Origin of the sequence: Enterobacter cloacae complex sp. P42RS (assembly GCF_014930595.1) — a bacterium.
In the GTDB taxonomy this organism is placed as follows: Bacteria; Pseudomonadota; Gammaproteobacteria; order Enterobacterales; family Enterobacteriaceae; genus Enterobacter; species Enterobacter bugandensis.
Genome location: NZ_JADBRK010000001.1, coordinates 714,035 through 733,545 on the forward strand (window position 1 = coordinate 714,035; position 19,511 = coordinate 733,545).

The window sequence follows — 19,511 nt, forward strand, 5'->3', positions numbered from 1 at the left end:
GGCGTAAGTGCACCTTGTCTTAGAAAATGGGTATAGGGCGCTATTCCAGCCCGAGGCTGTTGCGCAGAATAGTCAGGCGTTCATCATCCCCGTCACGGGCAGCCTGTTGAAGAGATTTGGTTGGCGCATGGATCAGGCGGTTGGTCAGCTTCCACGCCAGATCCTGCATAATCGCCTGCGCGTCGCCGCCCTGTTCCAGGGCCGCTAACGCTTTGGCAGTCAGGTCATCACGCACCTGCTCCGCCTGTCCGCGATACTCGCGGATGGTCTCGCTGACGCTTTGCGCGCGCAGCCAGGCCATAAATTCGCTGGTTTCTTGCTCAACAATGGTTTCCGCCTGCACCGCCGCCGCTTTACGCTGGGCGAGGTTGTGCGAAATAATGCTTTGCAGGTCATCCACGCTGTAAAGATAGGCGTTAGCCAGCTTGCCAACCTCTGGCTCAACATCGCGCGGAACGGCGATATCCACCAGCAGCATTGGCTGATTACGGCGGGATTTCAGCGCACGCTCCACCATCCCTTTACCGATGATCGGCAGCGGGCTGGCGGTAGAGCTGATAATAATGTCCGCCTCTTTCAGACGTTCATCAATATCGCTCAGCGCAACCACCTCGGCACCCACTTCGTCCGCCAGCACCTGCGCGCGTTCGCGGGTGCGGTTCGCGATAATCATCTTTTTCACTTTATGCTCGCGCAGATGGCGCGCCACAAGCTCGATGGTTTCGCCCGCGCCTACCAGCATCACGGTGACGGTCGACAGGGATTCAAAGATTTGCCGTGCAAGGGTACAGGCCGCGAAAGCAACAGAAACCGCACTGGCACCAATGTCGGTTTCGGTTCGCACACGCTTCGCCACGGAGAAGGACTTCTGGAACATGCGCTCCAGCTCGCTGGCCTTGAGATGCCCTTTCTGGGAATCTGCGAAGGCTTTTTTTACCTGGCCGAGGATCTGCGGCTCGCCAAGCACCAGCGAATCCAGACCGCTGGCGACGCGCATCAGATGGCTGACCGCATCGTTATCCTGATGCCAGTACAGGCTGTTGCGCAGCTCGTCTTCGTTGAGATTGTGGTAGTCACATAGCCAGCGGATCAGCGCGTCGTGCAGGTTATCCTGCTCTTCCACGCTCAAATACAGCTCGGTACGGTTGCACGTCGAAAGCACCACGCCACCCTGCACCATCGGCTGTGCAAGCAGGCTGTCCAGCGCCAGGTCAAGCGTATCCGGCGAAAACGTAACGCGTTCTCGCAGCGAAACCGGGGCCGTTTTGTGGTTGATGCCGAGTGCTAATAGGGTCATGTTGAGCGGGAGTAGTACCAGCGTTAATAAGGTTAGCAGGACGCATCATACAGGATGCGCGAGATCAATAAAAGAGACCGCCTCCTTTCGGAGTAATAGGTTACTCAACGCTTTGAGATAATTTGAACGTAGACGGTAGCACTGCGGGGCGCTAGCATTAACAGTTATAACTGCAACGTATCTCAAGGATTTGTCCTCATTATGACCCGACTGATTCGCCTGCTGCCGCTGGCAGCACTGGTTCTGACCGCCTGTACTGTCACCCAACCAAAAGGCCCGGGCAAAAGCCCTGATTCACCGCAGTGGCGTCAGCACCAGCAGGACGTCCTTAATTTGAAGCAGTACCAGACGCGCGGCGCCTTCGCGTATCTCTCTGACGAACAAAAGGTTTATGCCCGCTTCTTCTGGCAGCAAACGGGGCAGGACAACTATCGCCTGCTGCTGCTGAACCCGCTTGGCAGCACCGAGCTGGAGCTTATCGCCAAACCGGGCGAAGCGCAGATCACCGATAACAAAGGCCAGCACTATACGGCGACTGATGCTGAAGAGATGATTGGCAAGCTGACCGGGATGCCAATTCCACTGAACAGCCTGCGCCAGTGGATCCTCGGCCTGCCGGGCGAAGCGACCGACTATACGCTTGACGATCAATACCGTCTGAGCCAGGTCAACTACACCCAGAACGGCAAAACCTGGAAAGTGGTGTACAGCGCCTATGACAGCAAGAGTAAACCTTCGCTGCCATCAAACATGGAGCTGACCCAGGGCAGCCAGCGCATCAAGCTGAAAATGGACAACTGGATCGTTAAATGATGACCCACTGGCCTTCTCCGGCAAAACTGAACCTGTTTTTATACATCACCGGCCAGCGTGCTGACGGCTATCACACTCTGCAGACGCTGTTTCAGTTTATTGACTATGGCGACACGATTGCCATCGAGCCGCGTCAGGATGGACAGATTTGCCTGCTGACGCCGGTCGACGGCGTGGCACATGAGGACAACCTGATCGTCCGCGCCGCGCGCCTGCTGATGAAAGCCGCCGCGGAATCGGGCCGTCTGCCGGCGGGAAGCGGTGCGGATATCCGCATTGAGAAGCGTCTGCCGATGGGTGGCGGTCTCGGCGGGGGCTCATCAAACGCCGCCACCGTGCTGGTTGCGCTGAACCACCTCTGGGGCTGCGGGCTATCGACGGATGAACTGGCTGGTTTGGGCTTAACGCTGGGCGCAGATGTCCCTGTGTTTGTTCGCGGCCACGCGGCCTTTGCCGAGGGCGTGGGTGAGATCCTCTCCCCGGTCAACCCGCCGGAGAAATGGTATCTGGTTGCCCACCCCGGCGTGAGCATTCCGACCCCGGTCATCTTTAAAGATCCTGACCTGAAAAGAAATACCCCGGTACGGTCAATAGAAACGTTATTAAATTGTGAATTCAGCAACGATTGCGAGGATATCGCAAGAAAACGTTTTCGCGAGGTTGATGCGGTGCTTTCCTGGCTGTTAGAATACGCGCCGTCGCGCCTGACCGGTACAGGGGCCTGTGTCTTTGCTGAATTTGACACCGAATCCGCCGCCCGTCAGGTGCTTGAGCAAGCGCCGGATTGGCTGCATGGTTTTGTAGCGCGCGGGATGAACACCTCCCCCCTACAGCAGGCCATTCTGGCGCAGACTGAGTTTCGGTGACAACGTCACCCTGTTCCAGACGTTGCATCGCGCTCTTTAATACACCGCCTGGATAGCCTTCGCTTAGGCCCCGCAGTTTGCGGCGAACGTTATCCACCACTGGACGCATGCCTGAGGTTCTTCTCGTGCCTGATATGAAGCTTTTTGCTGGTAACGCCACCCCGGAACTAGCACAACGTATTGCCAACCGCCTGTACACTTCCCTCGGCGACGCCGCCGTAGGTCGCTTTAGCGACGGCGAAGTCAGCGTACAAATCAACGAAAATGTACGCGGTGGTGATATTTTCATCATCCAGTCCACCTGTGCTCCAACAAACGACAACCTGATGGAACTGGTTGTTATGGTCGACGCCCTGCGTCGCGCTTCCGCAGGCCGTATCACTGCTGTTATCCCTTACTTTGGTTATGCCCGCCAGGACCGTCGCGTCCGTTCCGCGCGTGTGCCCATCACCGCAAAAGTTGTCGCTGACTTCCTGTCCAGCGTCGGCGTTGACCGCGTACTGACCGTTGACCTGCACGCAGAGCAGATCCAGGGCTTCTTCGACGTCCCGGTTGATAACGTATTCGGCAGCCCAATCCTGCTGGAAGACATGCTGCAGCTGAACCTGGACAACCCAATCGTGGTATCTCCGGATATCGGCGGCGTGGTCCGTGCCCGTGCTATTGCCAAGCTGCTGAACGATACCGACATGGCGATCATCGACAAGCGTCGTCCGCGCGCTAACGTTTCTCAGGTGATGCACATCATCGGTGACGTGGCTGGCCGCGACTGCGTGCTGGTTGACGACATGATCGATACCGGCGGTACGCTGTGTAAAGCCGCTGAAGCGCTGAAAGAGCGCGGTGCCAAGCGCGTGTTCGCTTACGCGACCCACCCGATCTTCTCCGGTAATGCCGTGAACAACCTGCGCAACTCCGTCATTGACGAAGTTGTGGTATGCGATACCATCCCACTGAGCGACGAGATCAAGGCACTGCCAAACGTGCGTACCCTGACCCTGTCCGGGATGCTGGCCGAAGCGATTCGTCGTATCAGCAACGAAGAATCCATCTCTGCAATGTTCGAACACTAATCGAACACGGCCAAAAAACCCGCTGCGGCGGGTTTTTTTGTCTCTGGGTTTTATTTGTATGATTAATGCCTCCTTCACCTGCCATTCATATGACAGATGATGCGCACACGGATGATAGATAATTGTGAAAAACGTAGCCTCCTCACATGTTCTGCCCTTTCGCGCCCTCATCGACGCCTGCTGGAAAGAGAAGTACACCTCGTCACGCTTTATCCGTGACCTGATTGCCGGGATCACCGTCGGAATTATTGCCATCCCGCTGGCGATGGCGCTGGCGATTGGCAGCGGCGTTGCGCCACAGTACGGTCTGTATACCTCGGCCGTTGCCGGGATTGTTATTGCCCTGACGGGCGGCTCGCGCTTCAGCGTCTCCGGCCCGACCGCCGCCTTTGTGGTGATCCTCTACCCGGTTTCACAACAGTTTGGTCTGGCAGGCCTGCTGGTTGCCACCCTGATGTCCGGCGTCTTTTTGATTCTGTTCGGTCTGGCCCGTTTTGGTCGCCTGATTGAATATATTCCCCTTTCCGTGACGCTGGGGTTCACCTCGGGGATTGGGATCACCATCGGAACCATGCAGATCAAAGATTTTCTCGGTCTGCAGATGCCCCACGTCCCGGAGCACTATTTACAAAAAGTGGGGGCGCTGTTTATGGCGCTGCCAACGGCCAACCTGGGCGACGCCGCCATCGGAATAGTCACCCTGGGGACGCTGATCGTCTGGCCTCGTCTCGGTATTCGCCTGCCGGGCCATCTGCCCGCCCTGCTGCTGGGCTGCGCGGTGATGGCTATCGTCAATATGTTCGGCGGTCATGTCGCGACTATCGGCTCGCAGTTCCACTATGTTCTGGCGGACGGTTCGCAGGGTAACGGCATTCCACAGCTGCTGCCGCAGCTGGTGCTGCCGTGGGACATGCCTGGTTCGAGCTTCACCCTGAGCTGGGATTCCCTTCGCGCCCTGCTGCCCGCCGCGTTCTCTATGGCGATGCTGGGAGCGATTGAATCCCTGCTGTGCGCTGTGGTGCTCGACGGCATGACCGGCACCAAGCACAAAGCCAACAGCGAACTGGTCGGTCAGGGCTTAGGCAACCTCATCGCACCGTTCTTTGGCGGGATTACCGCTACGGCAGCCATCGCCCGTTCTGCGGCAAACGTGCGCGCAGGTGCGACCTCCCCCGTTTCAGCGGTTATCCACTCCGTGCTGGTGATTCTGGCGCTGCTGATCCTTGCCCCGCTGCTCTCCTGGCTGCCGCTTTCCGCCATGGCCGCCCTGCTGCTGATGGTGGCCTGGAACATGAGCGAGGCGCATAAGGTGGTGAACCTGCTGCGTCGCGCGCCGAAAGACGACATCATCGTGATGCTAATCTGCATGTCGCTGACCGTGCTGTTCGATATGGTTATCGCCATCAGCGTCGGGATCGTGCTTGCGTCCCTGCTATTTATGCGCCGCATCGCGCAGATGACGCGCCTCACGCCGGTTAACGTGGAGGTGCCTGAGGATGTGCTGGTGCTGCGCGTGATTGGCCCGCTATTCTTTGCCGCGGCGGAAGGATTGTTCAGCGATCTGGAGTCCCGCATCGCGGGGAAACGGGTTGTGGTGCTGAAGTGGGATGCCGTCCCGGTTCTGGATGCCGGTGGTCTGGATGCCTTCCAGCGCTTTGTTGCACGTCTGCCGGAAGGCTGCGAGCTGCGGGTCAGCAACCTGGAATTCCAGCCCCTGCGCACCATGGCGCGTGCGGGCGTGCAGCCGATCCCTGGCCGCCTTGCCTTTTATCCTAACCGTGAAGCCGCGTTAGCGGATCTATGAGTTACCTGATGCAGAGAAACGTCTCTGCATCATCACCCCGATCGCCTGCTGGAGCCATGCAAGCACGGCAGGCGTCATCCAGGTTCCTTTCATCAGATGCGGCTCCTGCTGCATAGCCGTACGAAACTTTTGCTGGGTCTCGGGGTTGGTGCCTGCGTAGGACTGGAACAATGCCAGCCAGTTTTCAGCCAGCTTTTGCGCCTCCTTCGAGTCAGGAGCGATATTGTCCCGCTGCGCCTGATGCAGTTTCGCCACCAGCGGCGGCCACTCCATCATGCGGTCAAAATAATGTGCCCGGGTAAAGGCCATCTCTTCGGCAGTGAGATACTTCTCCCATATCCTGAGCTTAGATTCCGCAAACGCCCGCGTGATGTAATCTGTCATCTCCGGGGTGATGCCGGTCTGCGCCTGCATCTGTGGCTCTACGCTGTGCATCTCGTTCAGCCGGGTGAGAAACTCCGGCTTGCCCGCCGTGTCCTGTTCAAGACGTTCCATCCAGCGGGTCGCCAGATCCATCGCCCGCGTGTCAGTAACGGGTATATCCTGTTCCAGCAGCGCGTTAGCCTCTGCCACCAGCCCTGACCAGATAGCCGCCAGCGCATCCTTCTGTACCGCAAACGGCAACTGCTGTAACTCTTCTTTGCTAAACCAGCGATCGTACATATTCATTAACTCCAGAGTCTGTAGCCAGGACTCCAGATCCGGCGTCGCATCGTCGGTAAGCCCGGTACGCAGCTCCACCAGCCGGTCGCGCAGCGTGTGTATGCTGCGCAGCTGTTTATCCAGCAGCGTGATTTGCGCATCGAGTAGCTCGGTCAACGACAGCGACTCCTTTTCCAGAAAATCCCTGATTTCAGCAAGTTCCAGCCCCGCTTTTGCCAGCGCCTGGATCATGTGCAGACGCTGGACATCCGCCAGGTTGTAAAGCCGGTAACCTGCCGCGCTTCTGGCAGAAGGCAGCAACAGCCCTGTTTGCTCGTAGTGATGCAATGTCCGCACGGTGATACCGGCTCGTTTCGCCAGCTCACCCACCTGAATCAACATAACTGCTCCTTTTTACTTTGCCAGTGCCACCACTCTGGAGCCTTACGTTACGTGAGGGTCAATATGCTATGCAAAAAAAACGACTCCGGATGGAGTCGTTTCGATGTTCTTAATCAGGCTCTAGCTGTGCTTATGCTGGTCACGACGACAGCGTTTGTCGTAGTGGCGCACCCACCAGTATTTATCGCAGACTTCCTCATGTCCGCTTACGCGCGCCCCGGCGAGCCACAATACTGCACCGAGGAAGATGCTCAATACCGCGCCATGCGCGAAGTATTGTGGGAGATCAAGCTGCGGCAGTTGGTTTAAAATGGAATAACCTACGCCGACTACCATCACGAACAGTCCCAACCCCATTAGCACGTTACCGAGCATCGAAGCGTTTTTGCGTTTCACATGTCACCTCCGGAACTTTGGGTTGTCAGGGGAAAAGCCCCTATTCCTTGTGTGTAAAGTATAGACAACGCCCTTTTTATGAGTTGCGTGAATGATCACAATTACGGATAACGCACAAACAAAAGTTTACAAATAAGGCGTTGAACAGCTTGAAATTCTAATTGTTCAGATGAGTAATTATTCGAATTTCGCCGGGATAACCGCAGAATTTTGTCAAGCGGCGCGCCAGACAGTAAACTACGCGCCAGATCTGGAACCCATTAGGAATTGAATCGTGACGATTAAACTGATTGTCGGCCTCGCCAACCCGGGCGCGGAGTATGCGGCCACCCGCCACAACGCCGGAGCCTGGTACGTCGATCTGCTGGCCGAACGGTTACGTGCTCCCCTGCGTGAAGAACCTAAATTCTTCGGCTACACCTCACGCATCAACCTTGCAGGAGCGGATGTTCGCCTGCTGGTGCCCACCACCTTTATGAACCTGAGTGGTAAAGCGGTGGCGGCAATGGCAACGTTTTATCGCATCAACCCGGATGAAATTCTGGTGGCTCACGATGAGCTGGATCTCCCGCCTGGCGTAGCAAAATTCAAGCTGGGCGGCGGACACGGCGGTCACAACGGTCTTAAAGACATCATCAGCAAGTTGGGCAATAACCCGAATTTCCACCGTTTGCGCGTGGGAATCGGCCATCCGGGCGATAAAAACAAAGTTGTCGGTTTCGTGCTCGGTAAACCCCCGGTTTCCGAACAAAAACTGATTGACGAGGCGGTAGACGAAGCGGCACGCTGCACTGAAATCTGGCTGCAAGACGGCTTAACCAAAGCGACAAATCGCTTACACGCTTTCAAAGCGCAATAATCCGCCAGATACGGCTTTTTTACCGCGCGTCATGCGGGTTACGTGTATAATAGGCGTAGTTATTTACTTTTCATCAATCGGTTATCGTTAACGGATTGATTATCAAGATATTAAGGTGATTTAGAAATGGGATTCAAATGCGGTATCGTCGGTCTGCCAAACGTGGGCAAATCCACCCTGTTTAACGCGCTTACCAAAGCGGGTATCGAAGCGGCGAACTTCCCGTTCTGTACCATCGAACCGAACACCGGCGTGGTGCCAATGCCGGACCCGCGTCTGGACCAGCTCGCGGAAATCGTGAAGCCGCAGCGCATTCTGCCCACCACCATGGAGTTCGTGGACATCGCGGGCCTGGTGAAGGGTGCCTCCAAAGGCGAAGGTTTGGGTAACCAGTTCCTGACCAACATCCGTGAAACTGAAGCGATCGGCCACGTTGTGCGCTGCTTCGAGAACGACAACATCATCCACGTTAATAACAAAGTGGATCCGGCTGACGATATCGACGTCATCAACACCGAGCTGGCGCTCTCTGACCTCGACACCTGCGAACGCGCCATTCACCGCGTGCAGAAGAAAGCGAAAGGCGGCGATAAGGATGCGAAAGCGGAACTGGCTGCGCTGGAAAAATGCCTGCCACAGCTGGAAAATGCCGGCATGCTGCGCGCGCTGAAAAACCTGACTGACGAAGACAAAGCGGCGATCAAATACCTGAGCTTCCTGACCCTGAAGCCAACCATGTACATCGCCAACGTTAACGAAGACGGTTTCGAGAACAACCCGTACCTGGACAAAGTCCGTGAAATCGCCGCGGCGGAAGGTTCTGTGGTTGTGGCGGTTTGCGCAGCCGTTGAGTCCGATATCGCCGAGCTGGACGACGCCGACCGTGAAGAGTTCATGGCCGAACTGGGTCTGGAAGAGCCGGGCCTGAACCGCGTGATCCGCGCGGGCTATGAGCTGCTGAACCTGCAGACCTACTTCACCGCTGGCGTTAAAGAAGTGCGTGCGTGGACGATTCCTGTGGGTGCGACTGCGCCTCAGGCAGCCGGTAAGATCCACACCGACTTCGAGAAAGGCTTCATTCGTGCGCAGACTATCGCGTTTGAAGACTTCATTACCTACAAGGGTGAGCAAGGCGCGAAAGAAGCAGGCAAGATGCGTGCGGAAGGAAAAGATTATATCGTTAAAGATGGCGACGTGATGAACTTCCTGTTTAACGTTTGATTTGTTTTGAATGAAAAAAATCCACGCTATGGCGTGGATTTTTTTCGAGATAAATTTCCCTGATAGTATTAATTTAAAAAATACCTTCTTTGAGAGGATGATCTTTTATTCCTCCCCAAGGGTCATCTAGCAAAAACTTAGCAGCAATAGCTTCTTTTGCCGGTACAAGAGTGAAATTATAGTAAATTTCATCTCCTTCACAAATCTCATAAAAGAGTGAATAAACTTTTTCATTCACATCTATATTTAAATCGAATTTCTCAGTTGCAGAAGCGATTTGCAGCTTATCTTTATCCGTAATGAAAAATGGCACAACAATACAGCGCTGAGCATTTTCATCCATTTTGAAAGCATTATCTTTCTTGATATTGACGTTTGCTCCAAACGCGTCCTCTGGTAATGGATCGAATATAACATAATCCTTGTGGAGAACAGCACCTTGAGAAACATTGCCTTTTCCCCACTGACTCAGTTTTTCGTCATAATCTCGGGATCGTAACACTATTTGACTATGCGAAATCAGCAGATCAACTATTTGTAGTTTTTTATCATTCATTACACTACCTCGACTTTTATTATCTTTCTAACTGGAAGTTCTGATAAAAGTTTACCAATACTTGAACCTGTACTACAGTTACTGCCCTTCGCTATCCGTCATTCGCTCCGACGTGCCGTTGGGCAAACAGTGGAATCAGAAGATCTCCGTCGCTTCAAGGCTGACAATACGGGGCAGCAAACTTTATTATTTGGATAGCTATGGCTAAGAATATGATGAGCCTCATATTTAGTGTTATGATTGTATTAAGCCACAAAAACCTTACTTTAAAATGGCTTTATCAGATTCTAATAAGATGGCGCCATTCTTGTTATCACTTTTTTATCCAAGTCTAAAGAATAATGCCAATCATACCAACCATTTATTTTTTCCGAAAAGGAGCAGACAATCAAAACCTCTTTTTTATCGTTTAATGTCAAATAAGAAAAAGACGCACCTTCTGGAGGCGTAAATGTTGAAAGCAAAGTCCCATCAATATTTAAAACAGTTAATAACATCGGTAAGGGTAATGGTTTACTCAATACAAAAATTATTTTTCTCTTTTCATCTATCATTGCCAGATCTAAATCATCTATACCGATAGTGACTTTGTGTGTATTATATATCCAATGCAATTCATTTTTTTCTTTATTACAGATAAAATTATTAATCATGTTAATCTCATTTCATAAATTAGGGCTTGAGCAACGACTCGTCAATAACTTCCAAATAATTCATGCGTTCTGCAGGTGGCACAGCCATTTCGACTTGTGAACCGCCACCAGGCAGATATACATTCGCACCTTTATCAACTTGAGGTCCAACCGCACCAATTTTAACTGGTAATGGTTTCTTAACTTCATAAGTTATTACTCTATCAATATCCGGTTTCCATTCCATCTTCACAGCGAGCTCATTTCTAACATATGAAGCATTAGGAATATCGTCAAATGTAGCAAACCCTCCAGGTCTCGTCGCTGGCTGGCCTGGAGATACGGCCATTTTTACTCGAGTCCCTGGGACTAATGTTGCATCTAAAGGAGGCTCATTTAATGGCCAAGGCGATTGTTCATTAACTAATTTTTTATAAGCAGAAGCCGCTTCAGTTGATGATTTGAAACGACCTTTATGCTGCCGCTGAAAATCATTCCAAGTATTAGTTCGCCCACATCGTAAGCCTAATGGATCTGCCCACCCCAACGCATTCGGCGCATACTGGTAAAGGTTTATCCCCCCCGCCAGCCCTATCGGGTCCTGCTGCGTAAACCTTCCGCAATCCGGGTCATAATACCGGAACAGATTGTAGTGCAGCCCTGTCTCACGGTCCAGGTATTGCCCCTGCATACGCAGGTTCTGAGAATATCCTGATACCTGCGTCTCGCTTTCCCGCAGCAGCTTGCCCCAGGCGCTGTTCACGCCTTCCCAGCGCACCTGCCCTTCGATATCCGTCATCCGCTCCGGCGTGCCGTTGGGCTGGCAGTGGAACCAGAAGATCTCCGGGTCATCAGCGCCGTCAATACGCGCCAGCGGATCGTAGCTGTCCTGATCGCTGTAGACGTAGGTCAGCGGCACATCCCCGTGAACTTCCTGCAGCAGGCGGAACCCTTCCCAGACAAACCGCGTGGTGACAGGCTTACCGGTTGGCTGGCCGCCCAGCATCTGGCGGCGCGTTTTGCTGATGCGTCGCCCGAGCGGATCGTAGCGGAAGCTGACCTGCGTCTGCGGCCTGTTGCGGTCCCGCGGCTGGCTGATGACTTCCGTCAGGCGGTGTTCGCCATCGTAACGGTAGTACCAGCGGGTCTGGCCGTTATCCTTCTCCACGGTGCGGCCGTGGATGTCATAGCGCCAGCGAATGCCGTTCAGCTGCGTCAGACGGTTGTACGTGACCTTCTCAGCAGAGCCTTCGAGCGGGTTACCGGCAGCATCCCAGCGCCACTGCTCCTGGCCGGGCAGCGTGCCGTCCTGAACCAGCAGACGTCCGGCGCTGTCATACTGCCAGCGGTACCAGCTGAACGGGTTATCGTCCCGCTCTTCCCTCACCAGGTTATTGCGATAATCGTAATCCCAGCGGCGGGACCAGCGGCGCGGCGACGGGCGCTGGGCGTTGCCGGTAAAGACGTCCCGCCGATGCAGTCGGCCCAGGCGGTCGTATTCGCTGCGGGTGGTCAACAGCCCCTGGGTGCGGCTGGTCTCACGGTGGAGTTCGTCGCGTGTAAAGTCGGAGACCGACAGCTTATCGAGGGCAATGCTGAGCAGATGCCCGCTGCCGTAGTAGAACTGTTTCAGCTCGCGGCCATCGGGCAGCGTGACGGAAGTGCGGTTGCCCAGCGCATCATATCCCCACGCCAGCTCACCATGCTCGCTCGCTTCGCGCGTAACGCGACCAAGCGCGTCATACTCAAAGGCAAGCTCCTGCTCCGCCTCGGTGGTCCATGCGTCGGCTGAAAGCGCCGGATGCAGCCCAATCCGGCTCAACAGCCCGGACGGCGTGTAGTGGTAGCGGGTCTGCCCTTCTGGCGTGGTGCGGGCGACCAGCTGGCCGCTCGCGCTCCAGGCGAAGGCGTGGGTGATGGCCTCCGGATGGCCGGCGGCATACGTGCGCGCTATCGTGCGTCCGCAGGCGTCATAGCGATACTGCGAGGCCACGCCATCAAGCCCTACCTCTTCCAGCAGCAGCGAGTCAGCGCCCCAGCGGAACTGGTACGCTTCGCCGTTTTCGTTTTCCAGGGCAATCAGACGCCCGCGGCTGTCCCAGCGGCGACGGACCTCTTCACCCTGCGTATTACGGGTGGCGGTTAAGCGCCCCGCCTCATCGTATCTGAACTCGCTCTCTTTCCCGTCGGCGCCCGCGTGCCTCACCGGCAGGCCACGTTCGTTCCATTTAAGCGACTCCGTCCAGCCTTCCGGACGGTCGAGCTGCACCGGGCGCCCTGCGGCGTCGTAGCGGTAGCGCGTCTCTTCACCGTCGGCGCCAGTCTCAGTCACCAGCCAGCCCAGCGGGTGATAGCGATAGCGGGTAATACGCCCGGAACAGTCCGTCGAACGCACGACCTGCCCGGCCTCGTTGTACTCCTGGTAGCGGCTGTTTCCGGCGGCATCGACCTCTTCAACGACCTGGCCGAACTCGTCCCGGCGCAGCTGCGTCGTCTGCCCCAGCGGATCCAGCACGCGCTTCAGCCCGTGGTGTTCGTCGTACCAGAAGCGGGTGGCGCTGCCGTCGGCTTCGATAATGGCCGAGGGAAGCGCGCGGTGCTCCAGCCAGGTGGTGGTGCGGGTATTGCCGTCGGCGTCGGTCTCCTGAACCCGGTTGCCCATTTCGTCGTAGACGAAGGTGACGGCATTGCCGAGCGGATCGATACGGCGCGTCAGAAGCTCGTTATCGTCCCACTCGTAGCGCCAGTTTTCACCGCGCTCGTCGACGTAGCGCACAATCAGATTCTGTGCGTTCCAGTAGTGGCGTCGCGTCTGGCCGTCGTAGTGCTCGACGGTCGTCAGCCCCGCGTCTAAATCGTAGCTAAAGCGGCAGCCATCGCCAGTGCTGGTGCGGTTTTCCACCACGCGCCAGTGGTCGAATTTTTGCCAGCGGTATTCGCTCTCCAGCCCCCCCGGCAAGCGGTGCCAGACCATCAGGCCGTGGTCGTTGTAACGGTATTCACGCGTCACCACGCCGGAGGCATCCGTCGCGCTCGCCAGCTGGCCGCGCGCATCGTAGCCCCACTGCATCAGCGGCCAGGTTTGGTTGCCGTCGAAATGGCTGACTGCGGTAACCCGCTGCGGGAAACGTTCATCCTCATAGCGCAGGGTGACGTCGATAGCCCGCGGCTCGTCGTGAAGACCAACCAGCCTGCCGTGCTCGTCCCACGCCGTCAGCAGCGCGTTGCCGTATTCGTCGCTGAGGGAGGCCAGACGCAGGATAGAAGGATTCGCGCGGGTCGGTTTGTACAGACGCCACACCGCGCCGTCATCGTCAGCAATCGCCACGTCGCCGCTCTCATTGCGGCGGATAATGATGCCTTCGCTGATGCTGTAAAACGCCCGGTCGACCGGCGGCAGCTCGAAGCTCAGCTCGCGCCCGGTTTCATCGAACCAGGTCGCATTGTTATCTTCCAGCGTCAGATAGCTGTCAAAAGTTGTAGCCCAGCCCAGACCGAACAGCCCTTCGCGGGTGGTCAGGCTGTTATAGCTGCGCTGCCAGCGCAGCGGAAAGCGCCCCGGCAGCGAGAAATCGAGCTCGTCGTCGTCATTCAGCACCTTCACGCCGGTGGCGGCGTGAACCGGGTGCGAGGAGCCAAACACGGCATTCACCGCCATATCCGCCAGCATCCCGCCGCCTGCCGCCGCCAGCGCACAGGGCATGTTTTTCAGGATCTTGCCCGGACGCCCGCGCAGCAGGGAGAGCGCAATCATCCCCAGCGCCAGACCCGGCGTTTTACCGCTTTTGATATCGCGGACCGTGAGCGTGTCCCCGCCGATGATCACATTCGGGGAGACGTCGTCCGAGACGGTGCCTTCGCAGGTGGTGCGATCTTTCGCGCGCACCGCGGGCTGGCCGTTAATGAAGACGCTTTTGGAGCCTTCCGCCAGATACTGCGGCCCGGAGTGTTTTTCACACGCCACCTTGTCTTCTTCCAGCGGCGAAGTTCCCGCAGCGGCAGAGGCCACGCTCGGCTGCCACATTTCGCTGCCAAACTGTCCGGCGGCGGAAAGCAGCATGCCCGCGTAATCGGCAAAGCTGCCCGGCGACTGTGGCTCAGGGGGCGGGGTATCGGCGGGCGTGAGCGTGCCTGCCGCGCGCGCGGCAGGGATTGCGTTGGTCAGAACGTTATTCGAACCGGTGGTGATTTTGCCCGCAGGCGACGGCGGGAAAAGCGCATTGCCTAGCCCCTCAGCGGCGTTGCTAATATCGTCGGTGATCCCCGCCACGTTCGCCAGCACACCACCGATAATTCCGCTTAACAGACAGCTGGATCCAATCGCCGCCACGCCCGCGGCGGCGGCTCCGGCACCGAGGAGTGGCGCGGCCGCCGTAGCCGCCAGCCCTACCGCCGCGCCAATCACCGCATAGGCGGCACCTTCCGCCACAATGCTGGTGATGTCAGCAAAAATGCTGGAGTGAATAATCTCGTCGCCCTTACGGGCCGCGTTGTTATCGCTCATGCCTTACACATTCCGGTTGTCGTTTAGCGTCAGACTCTGCTTAAGCGCGCTCCAGCGCACCTCGTCCTCTTCGGTAAAGGCTCTGAGTGCCGAGAGGGTAAAAATCATCAATACCGGTTTGCCCGGCGTCTGCACAGCCAGCTGTTTTTGCCACAGACGCTGCCCGTTGCGGTCAAAAGTGGTCTCGACTTCCAGTCCGCTAATTTTTCCATCTGGCCCTGCTTTCACCTGCTGGAACTCACTCTGGGCAATCTCACCCATCTGAGGACGCAGCACATCCCACTGGCGGTGAAACTCTTGTTCGTAGTCGCTGCCATCGGGAATCACGCCGCGGCTGACCACCACGGACAGCCCGCTTTCGTCATCGCGAATGATGTTCATGCTGTTATCCTGCCAGGCAGCAGGAAAAAGGGAAAATGAACCTTCCTGGAGGGTGTATTTCATAAGTGAACTCGGGATGATTAATATTGAGAGAAACAAAAGAGGCCAATCCATGCTGGCCTTTTGGCTGGCTGTTTTATTTAAGCCACTGACCTGACTGTTCGACTAAAACATGACTGCCTTTGCTGACAACCAATTTCACAGGTGCATACGTCACGGTATAAGCGATCTCGCCATTCTTGTACGTTGAGCCGATTATTTTACCTGCGGAGTCGTGTAACGTTTTACCCCTTAAGGAGATCGTACTGTTATCGCTTTTGCGCACGCCGAGATAAACCATCTCGTCACATTTGCTCTCAAAATGGCCGCATTTGTTTATCAGCGAAATAGCGAATTTATCGGTGTCCAGTTTTCTGGTTTCCGCGTTTTGAACCGAAGCGGCTTTACGTAATGTATACCGCAGCGGAGCATAGTAATTTCCTTTTTGAGGAGGAGTAACTAAACGCCATTCCATTTCACGCCCCTTTATTTCCAGAACAGCCCGTCCACCTACACCGCCAAACGATGAGTTGAACTCAACGCTGGCACGATTGCCAGCGATCGTACCGCTAAGATTTTGCTCATCATCTTCCGGGCAATCTATGCGGTTTCCTCTCTGGGAAATATAGCAATAAGAGCCGGTGATCCGGTTGTCTGATTCAGCTAATCGCAGGGTTAACGTCGAGTCGTTCTTGAATTCGCCAGCCCACTCCCCTTCAAATACGAGTTTTGATTGGCCGAACGTTGCAAAATGCATCGCATTAAATCTGGCGGCCCACTGCTGAATATCGGCATGAATAACCGGGCTATTGTCAGATGACTGGTAATGAATAACGTCCGACGTCGGAACCACCCAAGCTGCAAAGATTTTGCCGTCAGGATTGATGACCAGCGCGGATGCATTCTCCTGATAGAGATCTTTTAACCAGCCTTCAACAAACAATCCACCACCTGTGGTGGTATGCGGTTCACCGAAGACATCAAAGTTATCAATAAAGGTCTGGTAATGATTTCCCAGCGTTTTCCTGAGATTGTCCGTCACTTCGCTGTCGTTAACGATGTGACTGACCGTAACGAGCTTGTTGTATTGGGATAATTCAAGCGCCGTTGTGGTTTCAACGGGGCCTGTCAATAACGCCGTGAACAAAACGACTGCCAGATATTTTTTGGCCATAATTCACTCTGAAGTACCATTTTCGTAATTCATTGTTATTTTTACAACCTTACTGTCTTTAAGCTCAAAAGAGAGCAATTTCTTTCCCAATTCATAGGAAACCCACTGCTCCCCGGAATCATTTTCGACCTGACCACTGCCGTAAGCTTTAATAAGTTCATTTATTGTTGAACCAATATGGATCCCGCGAACTGTTTTGCCATCCGGAGCAGTTAACGTAATCTGCGCCACAATATAATCGTCAACACTTCGCTCGGTTTTATCCCACCAGAGATTGGAACTGAATATTCTTAACCCAGTCTTCTGATGCTGGTAGAATTTATAGTTCGTTCCGTCAAAAGGAACTTCACCGACAAAACTACCTTCCACAGAAACTGCAATTTTACGCGCAACCTCAGGAGTCCATCTCTCACCCAGTGCCACAATCTGGTCGTTTAACTGCAGAGAAAAATCATCTTTAGCCACAATGCGCGGCATAGTCTGAGCCACTACTTCATAACTGCTCAGAAAGGTAGACATGAGTGTAAAAAAAAGAGAGACAGAAAGGCGTTTTTTCACGTTAATCGTCATTTGCTGGATAAGTATTGTGCTACTCACTACTTTAAAAAGCAGTGAGTAATGAAATAAACATTTTTAGTCAGCGCTAATAGCGACCCCACCCAAGCAGTCAGGTTTTTTTACCGTGAAACTGAAGCTTATTTTTTGTCCATTCATATCCTTTGGCGCTGTATAACTGGTCACTTCGTTCTCCGAACGGCCTCGTGGATAATCAGTTAACGTCAGTTGCGGATAATGTTTTTTAACAGTGTCGAGAGTGATGCACTGGCCGGACGGTGAAAAATTCAGTAACGGTGCCATCCCGTCACTTTCTTTACTTAAACGTAAATCAATTGCAGTAATGTTCGTTCCATCCGCCAGTTTGATATCGTCGGCATTGTAGAAAATGATATATTCATTTTGTTTCGTTAGCTTGAATGACAACGAAGCGTTATCCAGACTGTTAACGGACAATGTTTTGAGTGATGCGCTCATTTCTGCAATGAACTGCCAAAGATCCTGTTTCTGCATGTTACCTCCTGCCATTCCCGTCGTTAATAAAGCCGCAAGCACCGCACCCGTTTTTAGACTATGGATAATTTTTATCATACCAACCGCCATAATAATCTTCGTAATATTGCCCTGTGGTAGACGTTTGTTCGCCTTTGCCAAAGATACGGCCTATCTGCGTACGCGCTTCACTTTCCTTTATAGCCCCACGTTCGAGAGAATCATAGATACGATTATATTGTGTCTGATTTGCCGGATTGCCTGCAATACCTATATCCCCACCCTTGTTGGCTATGATTTCGCGTTGGACCCGGATATTGTTCAACGTTGCAGCGCCTTCATCACTGAGTGTGCTGTTGAGATAGGCGTCGCGCGAAGAAAAATCAATGTTGGGTTCATATAAAGCGTGACCACTTTCATGTGACAGAGACTGAACGACTGCATTCGGGTTACCGAGCTCATTTTTATCAACGGTAATAACGCGCTTTTGACGATTGGCAAACGTCCCCTTGCCTGCTTCACCTTCTTCAAATGTCCAGCCTCGTTTCTTTAACGTCGCTATGTCATTTTTCATCGTCGGTGATTTATCGACAAGACTATCTACATCCTTTCCATATCCGCTTGAAGGAACATTGGATGCTGGAGGCGTAGCGTTTTTAGAGGTTTCGGCAGGTGCGCTGGCAGCCACACCAGCCTTACTCTCCTTTCCCGGCGTAAATTTCGCCTGCACCGCCGCATCAATATCCCCTTTATGCCCTGATCCCGGCGCCGTTGTGCCCGGCTTGGTGCCAGAGGTATTCAGATGCAGCTTACCGCCCGTGGTGATATAACCATCCCCTTCCACGAAGAAGTTAAACTCTTTGCCGATCAGGTTAATCTTGCCGTTAGCGTTCAGCTCAATAGCGCTCTCACCTGAGACCAGCCGCAGCTTCGTCCCGGATGCAATAACATACTGCTCGACCGCCGCATCCAGCTTGCCTTTCCCCGTCAGGATCTCGGTTCCACCTTTCACCGCTTGAGTCTGGTTTGCTTCCACACGATGCAGCTCATTTTTCTTCACGTAATGGCTGCGCGCCCCGCCGACGCTGTGCGTTTCATCATTTTTAACGCTGGTATCCATGTTGCGCTCGGCCTGGATCCATACCTGTTCTGCGCCCGCTTTATCCTCAAAGCGCAGGGCGTTGGCGTTGTCCACGGAGCCCCCCTTAGAGCGGCTCATAAAGCCCATCTGCGTCGCCGCAGCCGGCAGCGCCCACGGCGGCATGCTCGCGTCGTTATACACGCGGCCGGTAATAATCGGACGGTCCGGGTCGCCGTTGATAAAGTCCACCACCACCTCGTCGCCGACGCGCGGGATCTGCACCCCGCCGTAGCCCTGGCCCGCCCACGCGCTCGACACGCGAACCCAGCAGGAGCTGGTGTCATCGCCCTTCGCCAGCCGGTCCCAGTGGAACTTCACCTTCACCCGGCCATATTTATCCGTCCAGATACTCTCCCCCTTCGGCCCCACCACCTTCGCGGTCTGCGGGCCGTAGGTGCGCGGCCAAGCCGTGCTCTGCGCCGGACGGTAAACCACCGCCGACGGAATGACCGTGAAATCGGTACGGTGTATGGTCTCCCCCTCGCCGCTGGCGTAGCGGTTCTCCTCGAAGTGGTAGCCCGCCGCCGTCACCAGATACTCCCCGTTGTCGCTGAAGAACGGCGCGTTGGTTAACGTGAAGGTGTGCCCTGGCGCTATCCCCGCCGCCGTGGCGGTGGCCTGAATCTGCTGGTGCTCAACCTGCCAGCGCTCCTGACGGATACGG

The 19,511-nt window shown here is 54.9% G+C and carries 17 protein-coding genes; 6 read left to right on the forward strand and 11 right to left on the reverse strand.

Annotated elements, in window-relative coordinates:
• Window positions 1-40: 40 nt before the first annotated feature.
• On the reverse strand, window positions 41-1,297 hold the full coding sequence (gene hemA, locus IM314_RS03300; protein WP_021240361.1) for a glutamyl-tRNA reductase: 1,257 nt from the start codon (window positions 1,295-1,297) through the stop codon (window positions 41-43).
• 201 nt (window positions 1,298-1,498) lie between these two features.
• On the opposite strand from hemA, the gene lolB reads away from it, so the two are divergent.
• From lolB to dauA, 4 genes are all read left to right on the forward strand, one after another.
• Window positions 1,499-2,110: a lipoprotein insertase outer membrane protein LolB gene (gene lolB / locus IM314_RS03305; RefSeq protein ID WP_028013462.1), complete on the forward strand. Its 612-nt coding sequence runs from the start codon at window positions 1,499-1,501 to the stop codon at window positions 2,108-2,110.
• On the forward strand, window positions 2,107-2,976 hold the full coding sequence (ispE, locus tag IM314_RS03310) for a 4-(cytidine 5'-diphospho)-2-C-methyl-D-erythritol kinase (RefSeq protein ID WP_028013463.1): 870 nt from the start codon (window positions 2,107-2,109) through the stop codon (window positions 2,974-2,976). The genes lolB and ispE overlap by 4 nt, the downstream gene beginning before the upstream one ends.
• Before the next feature lie 125 nt (window positions 2,977-3,101).
• Complete coding sequence (prs, locus tag IM314_RS03315; RefSeq protein WP_003856663.1) at window positions 3,102-4,049, forward strand: ribose-phosphate diphosphokinase; 948 nt, start codon at window positions 3,102-3,104, stop codon at window positions 4,047-4,049.
• A gap of 124 nt (window positions 4,050-4,173) precedes the next feature.
• The gene (dauA, locus tag IM314_RS03320; RefSeq protein ID WP_193358139.1) at window positions 4,174-5,853 is read left to right on the forward strand and encodes a C4-dicarboxylic acid transporter DauA; all 1,680 of its coding nucleotides are present in this window, start codon (window positions 4,174-4,176) and stop codon (window positions 5,851-5,853) included.
• Here the strand turns inward: dauA and IM314_RS03325 are convergent.
• Window positions 5,848-6,897 carry a MerR family transcriptional regulator gene (locus IM314_RS03325; RefSeq protein WP_041909567.1) on the reverse strand — a complete coding sequence of 350 codons (1,050 nt, stop codon included), beginning with the start codon at window positions 6,895-6,897 and terminating at the stop codon, window positions 5,848-5,850. The genes dauA and IM314_RS03325 overlap by 6 nt on opposite strands.
• Window positions 6,898-7,017: 120 nt before the next feature.
• Window positions 7,018-7,293: a stress-induced protein YchH gene (ychH, locus tag IM314_RS03330; protein ID WP_028013466.1), complete on the reverse strand. Its 276-nt coding sequence runs from the start codon at window positions 7,291-7,293 to the stop codon at window positions 7,018-7,020.
• Between the two features lie 274 nt (window positions 7,294-7,567).
• Between ychH and pth the strand changes: the two genes are divergently transcribed.
• Both pth and ychF read left to right on the forward strand, forming a co-directional pair.
• Window positions 7,568-8,152, forward strand: coding sequence for an aminoacyl-tRNA hydrolase (gene pth / locus IM314_RS03335; protein ID WP_008499504.1), 585 nt, complete (start codon window positions 7,568-7,570; stop codon window positions 8,150-8,152).
• A gap of 126 nt (window positions 8,153-8,278) precedes the next feature.
• Complete coding sequence (gene ychF / locus IM314_RS03340; RefSeq protein ID WP_003856650.1) at window positions 8,279-9,373, forward strand: redox-regulated ATPase YchF; 1,095 nt, start codon at window positions 8,279-8,281, stop codon at window positions 9,371-9,373.
• Window positions 9,374-9,446: 73 nt separating this feature from the next.
• On the opposite strand, the gene comJ is transcribed toward ychF, so the two are convergent.
• The 8 genes from comJ to IM314_RS03380 all read right to left on the reverse strand — a co-directional run.
• Window positions 9,447-9,929, reverse strand: a complete 483-nt coding sequence (comJ, locus tag IM314_RS03345) for a competence protein ComJ (protein WP_193358138.1) — start codon at window positions 9,927-9,929, stop codon at window positions 9,447-9,449.
• Window positions 9,930-10,216: 287 nt separating this feature from the next.
• Window positions 10,217-10,582: a hypothetical protein gene (locus IM314_RS03350; RefSeq protein ID WP_071993716.1), complete on the reverse strand. Its 366-nt coding sequence runs from the start codon at window positions 10,580-10,582 to the stop codon at window positions 10,217-10,219.
• A 19-nt stretch (window positions 10,583-10,601) separates the two neighbouring features.
• Window positions 10,602-15,065: an RHS repeat-associated core domain-containing protein gene (locus IM314_RS03355; protein ID WP_227008528.1), complete on the reverse strand. Its 4,464-nt coding sequence runs from the start codon at window positions 15,063-15,065 to the stop codon at window positions 10,602-10,604.
• A 3-nt stretch (window positions 15,066-15,068) separates the two neighbouring features.
• Entirely contained in the window at window positions 15,069-15,509 is a 441-nt protein-coding gene (locus IM314_RS03360; protein ID WP_047364912.1) for a DcrB-related protein, read from the reverse strand.
• 73 nt (window positions 15,510-15,582) lie between these two features.
• On the reverse strand, window positions 15,583-16,659 hold the full coding sequence (locus IM314_RS03365; protein ID WP_045630828.1) for a hypothetical protein: 1,077 nt from the start codon (window positions 16,657-16,659) through the stop codon (window positions 15,583-15,585).
• A gap of 3 nt (window positions 16,660-16,662) precedes the next feature.
• On the reverse strand, window positions 16,663-17,217 hold the full coding sequence (locus tag IM314_RS03370) for a hypothetical protein (protein ID WP_232926874.1): 555 nt from the start codon (window positions 17,215-17,217) through the stop codon (window positions 16,663-16,665).
• Between the two features lie 75 nt (window positions 17,218-17,292).
• On the reverse strand, window positions 17,293-17,805 hold the full coding sequence (locus IM314_RS03375; RefSeq protein WP_227008527.1) for a hypothetical protein: 513 nt from the start codon (window positions 17,803-17,805) through the stop codon (window positions 17,293-17,295).
• On the reverse strand, window positions 17,786-19,511 hold a 1,726-nt coding region (locus tag IM314_RS03380), incomplete at its 5' end, for a type VI secretion system Vgr family protein (protein WP_193358137.1). The genes IM314_RS03380 and IM314_RS03375, both read right to left, overlap by 20 nt.

Bases quoted from the DNA above. Each gene is read 5' to 3' on its own strand.
- hemA (WP_021240361.1), bottom strand. From the start codon at position 1,297: ATGACCCTATTAGCACTCGGCATCAACCACAAAACGGCCCCGGTTTCG.
- lolB (WP_028013462.1), top strand. From the start codon at position 1,499: ATGACCCGACTGATTCGCCTGCTGCCGCTGGCAGCACTGGTTCTGACC.
- ispE (WP_028013463.1), top strand. From the start codon at position 2,107: ATGATGACCCACTGGCCTTCTCCGGCAAAACTGAACCTGTTTTTATAC.
- IM314_RS03325 (WP_041909567.1), bottom strand. From the start codon at position 6,897: ATGTTGATTCAGGTGGGTGAGCTGGCGAAACGAGCCGGTATCACCGTG.
- ychF (WP_003856650.1), top strand. From the start codon at position 8,279: ATGGGATTCAAATGCGGTATCGTCGGTCTGCCAAACGTGGGCAAATCC.
- comJ (WP_193358138.1), bottom strand. From the start codon at position 9,929: ATGAATGATAAAAAACTACAAATAGTTGATCTGCTGATTTCGCATAGT.
- IM314_RS03350 (WP_071993716.1), bottom strand. From the start codon at position 10,582: ATGATTAATAATTTTATCTGTAATAAAGAAAAAAATGAATTGCATTGG.
- IM314_RS03355 (WP_227008528.1), bottom strand. From the start codon at position 15,065: ATGAGCGATAACAACGCGGCCCGTAAGGGCGACGAGATTATTCACTCC.
- IM314_RS03360 (WP_047364912.1), bottom strand. From the start codon at position 15,509: ATGAAATACACCCTCCAGGAAGGTTCATTTTCCCTTTTTCCTGCTGCC.
- IM314_RS03365 (WP_045630828.1), bottom strand. From the start codon at position 16,659: ATGGCCAAAAAATATCTGGCAGTCGTTTTGTTCACGGCGTTATTGACA.
- IM314_RS03375 (WP_227008527.1), bottom strand. From the start codon at position 17,805: ATGATAAAAATTATCCATAGTCTAAAAACGGGTGCGGTGCTTGCGGCT.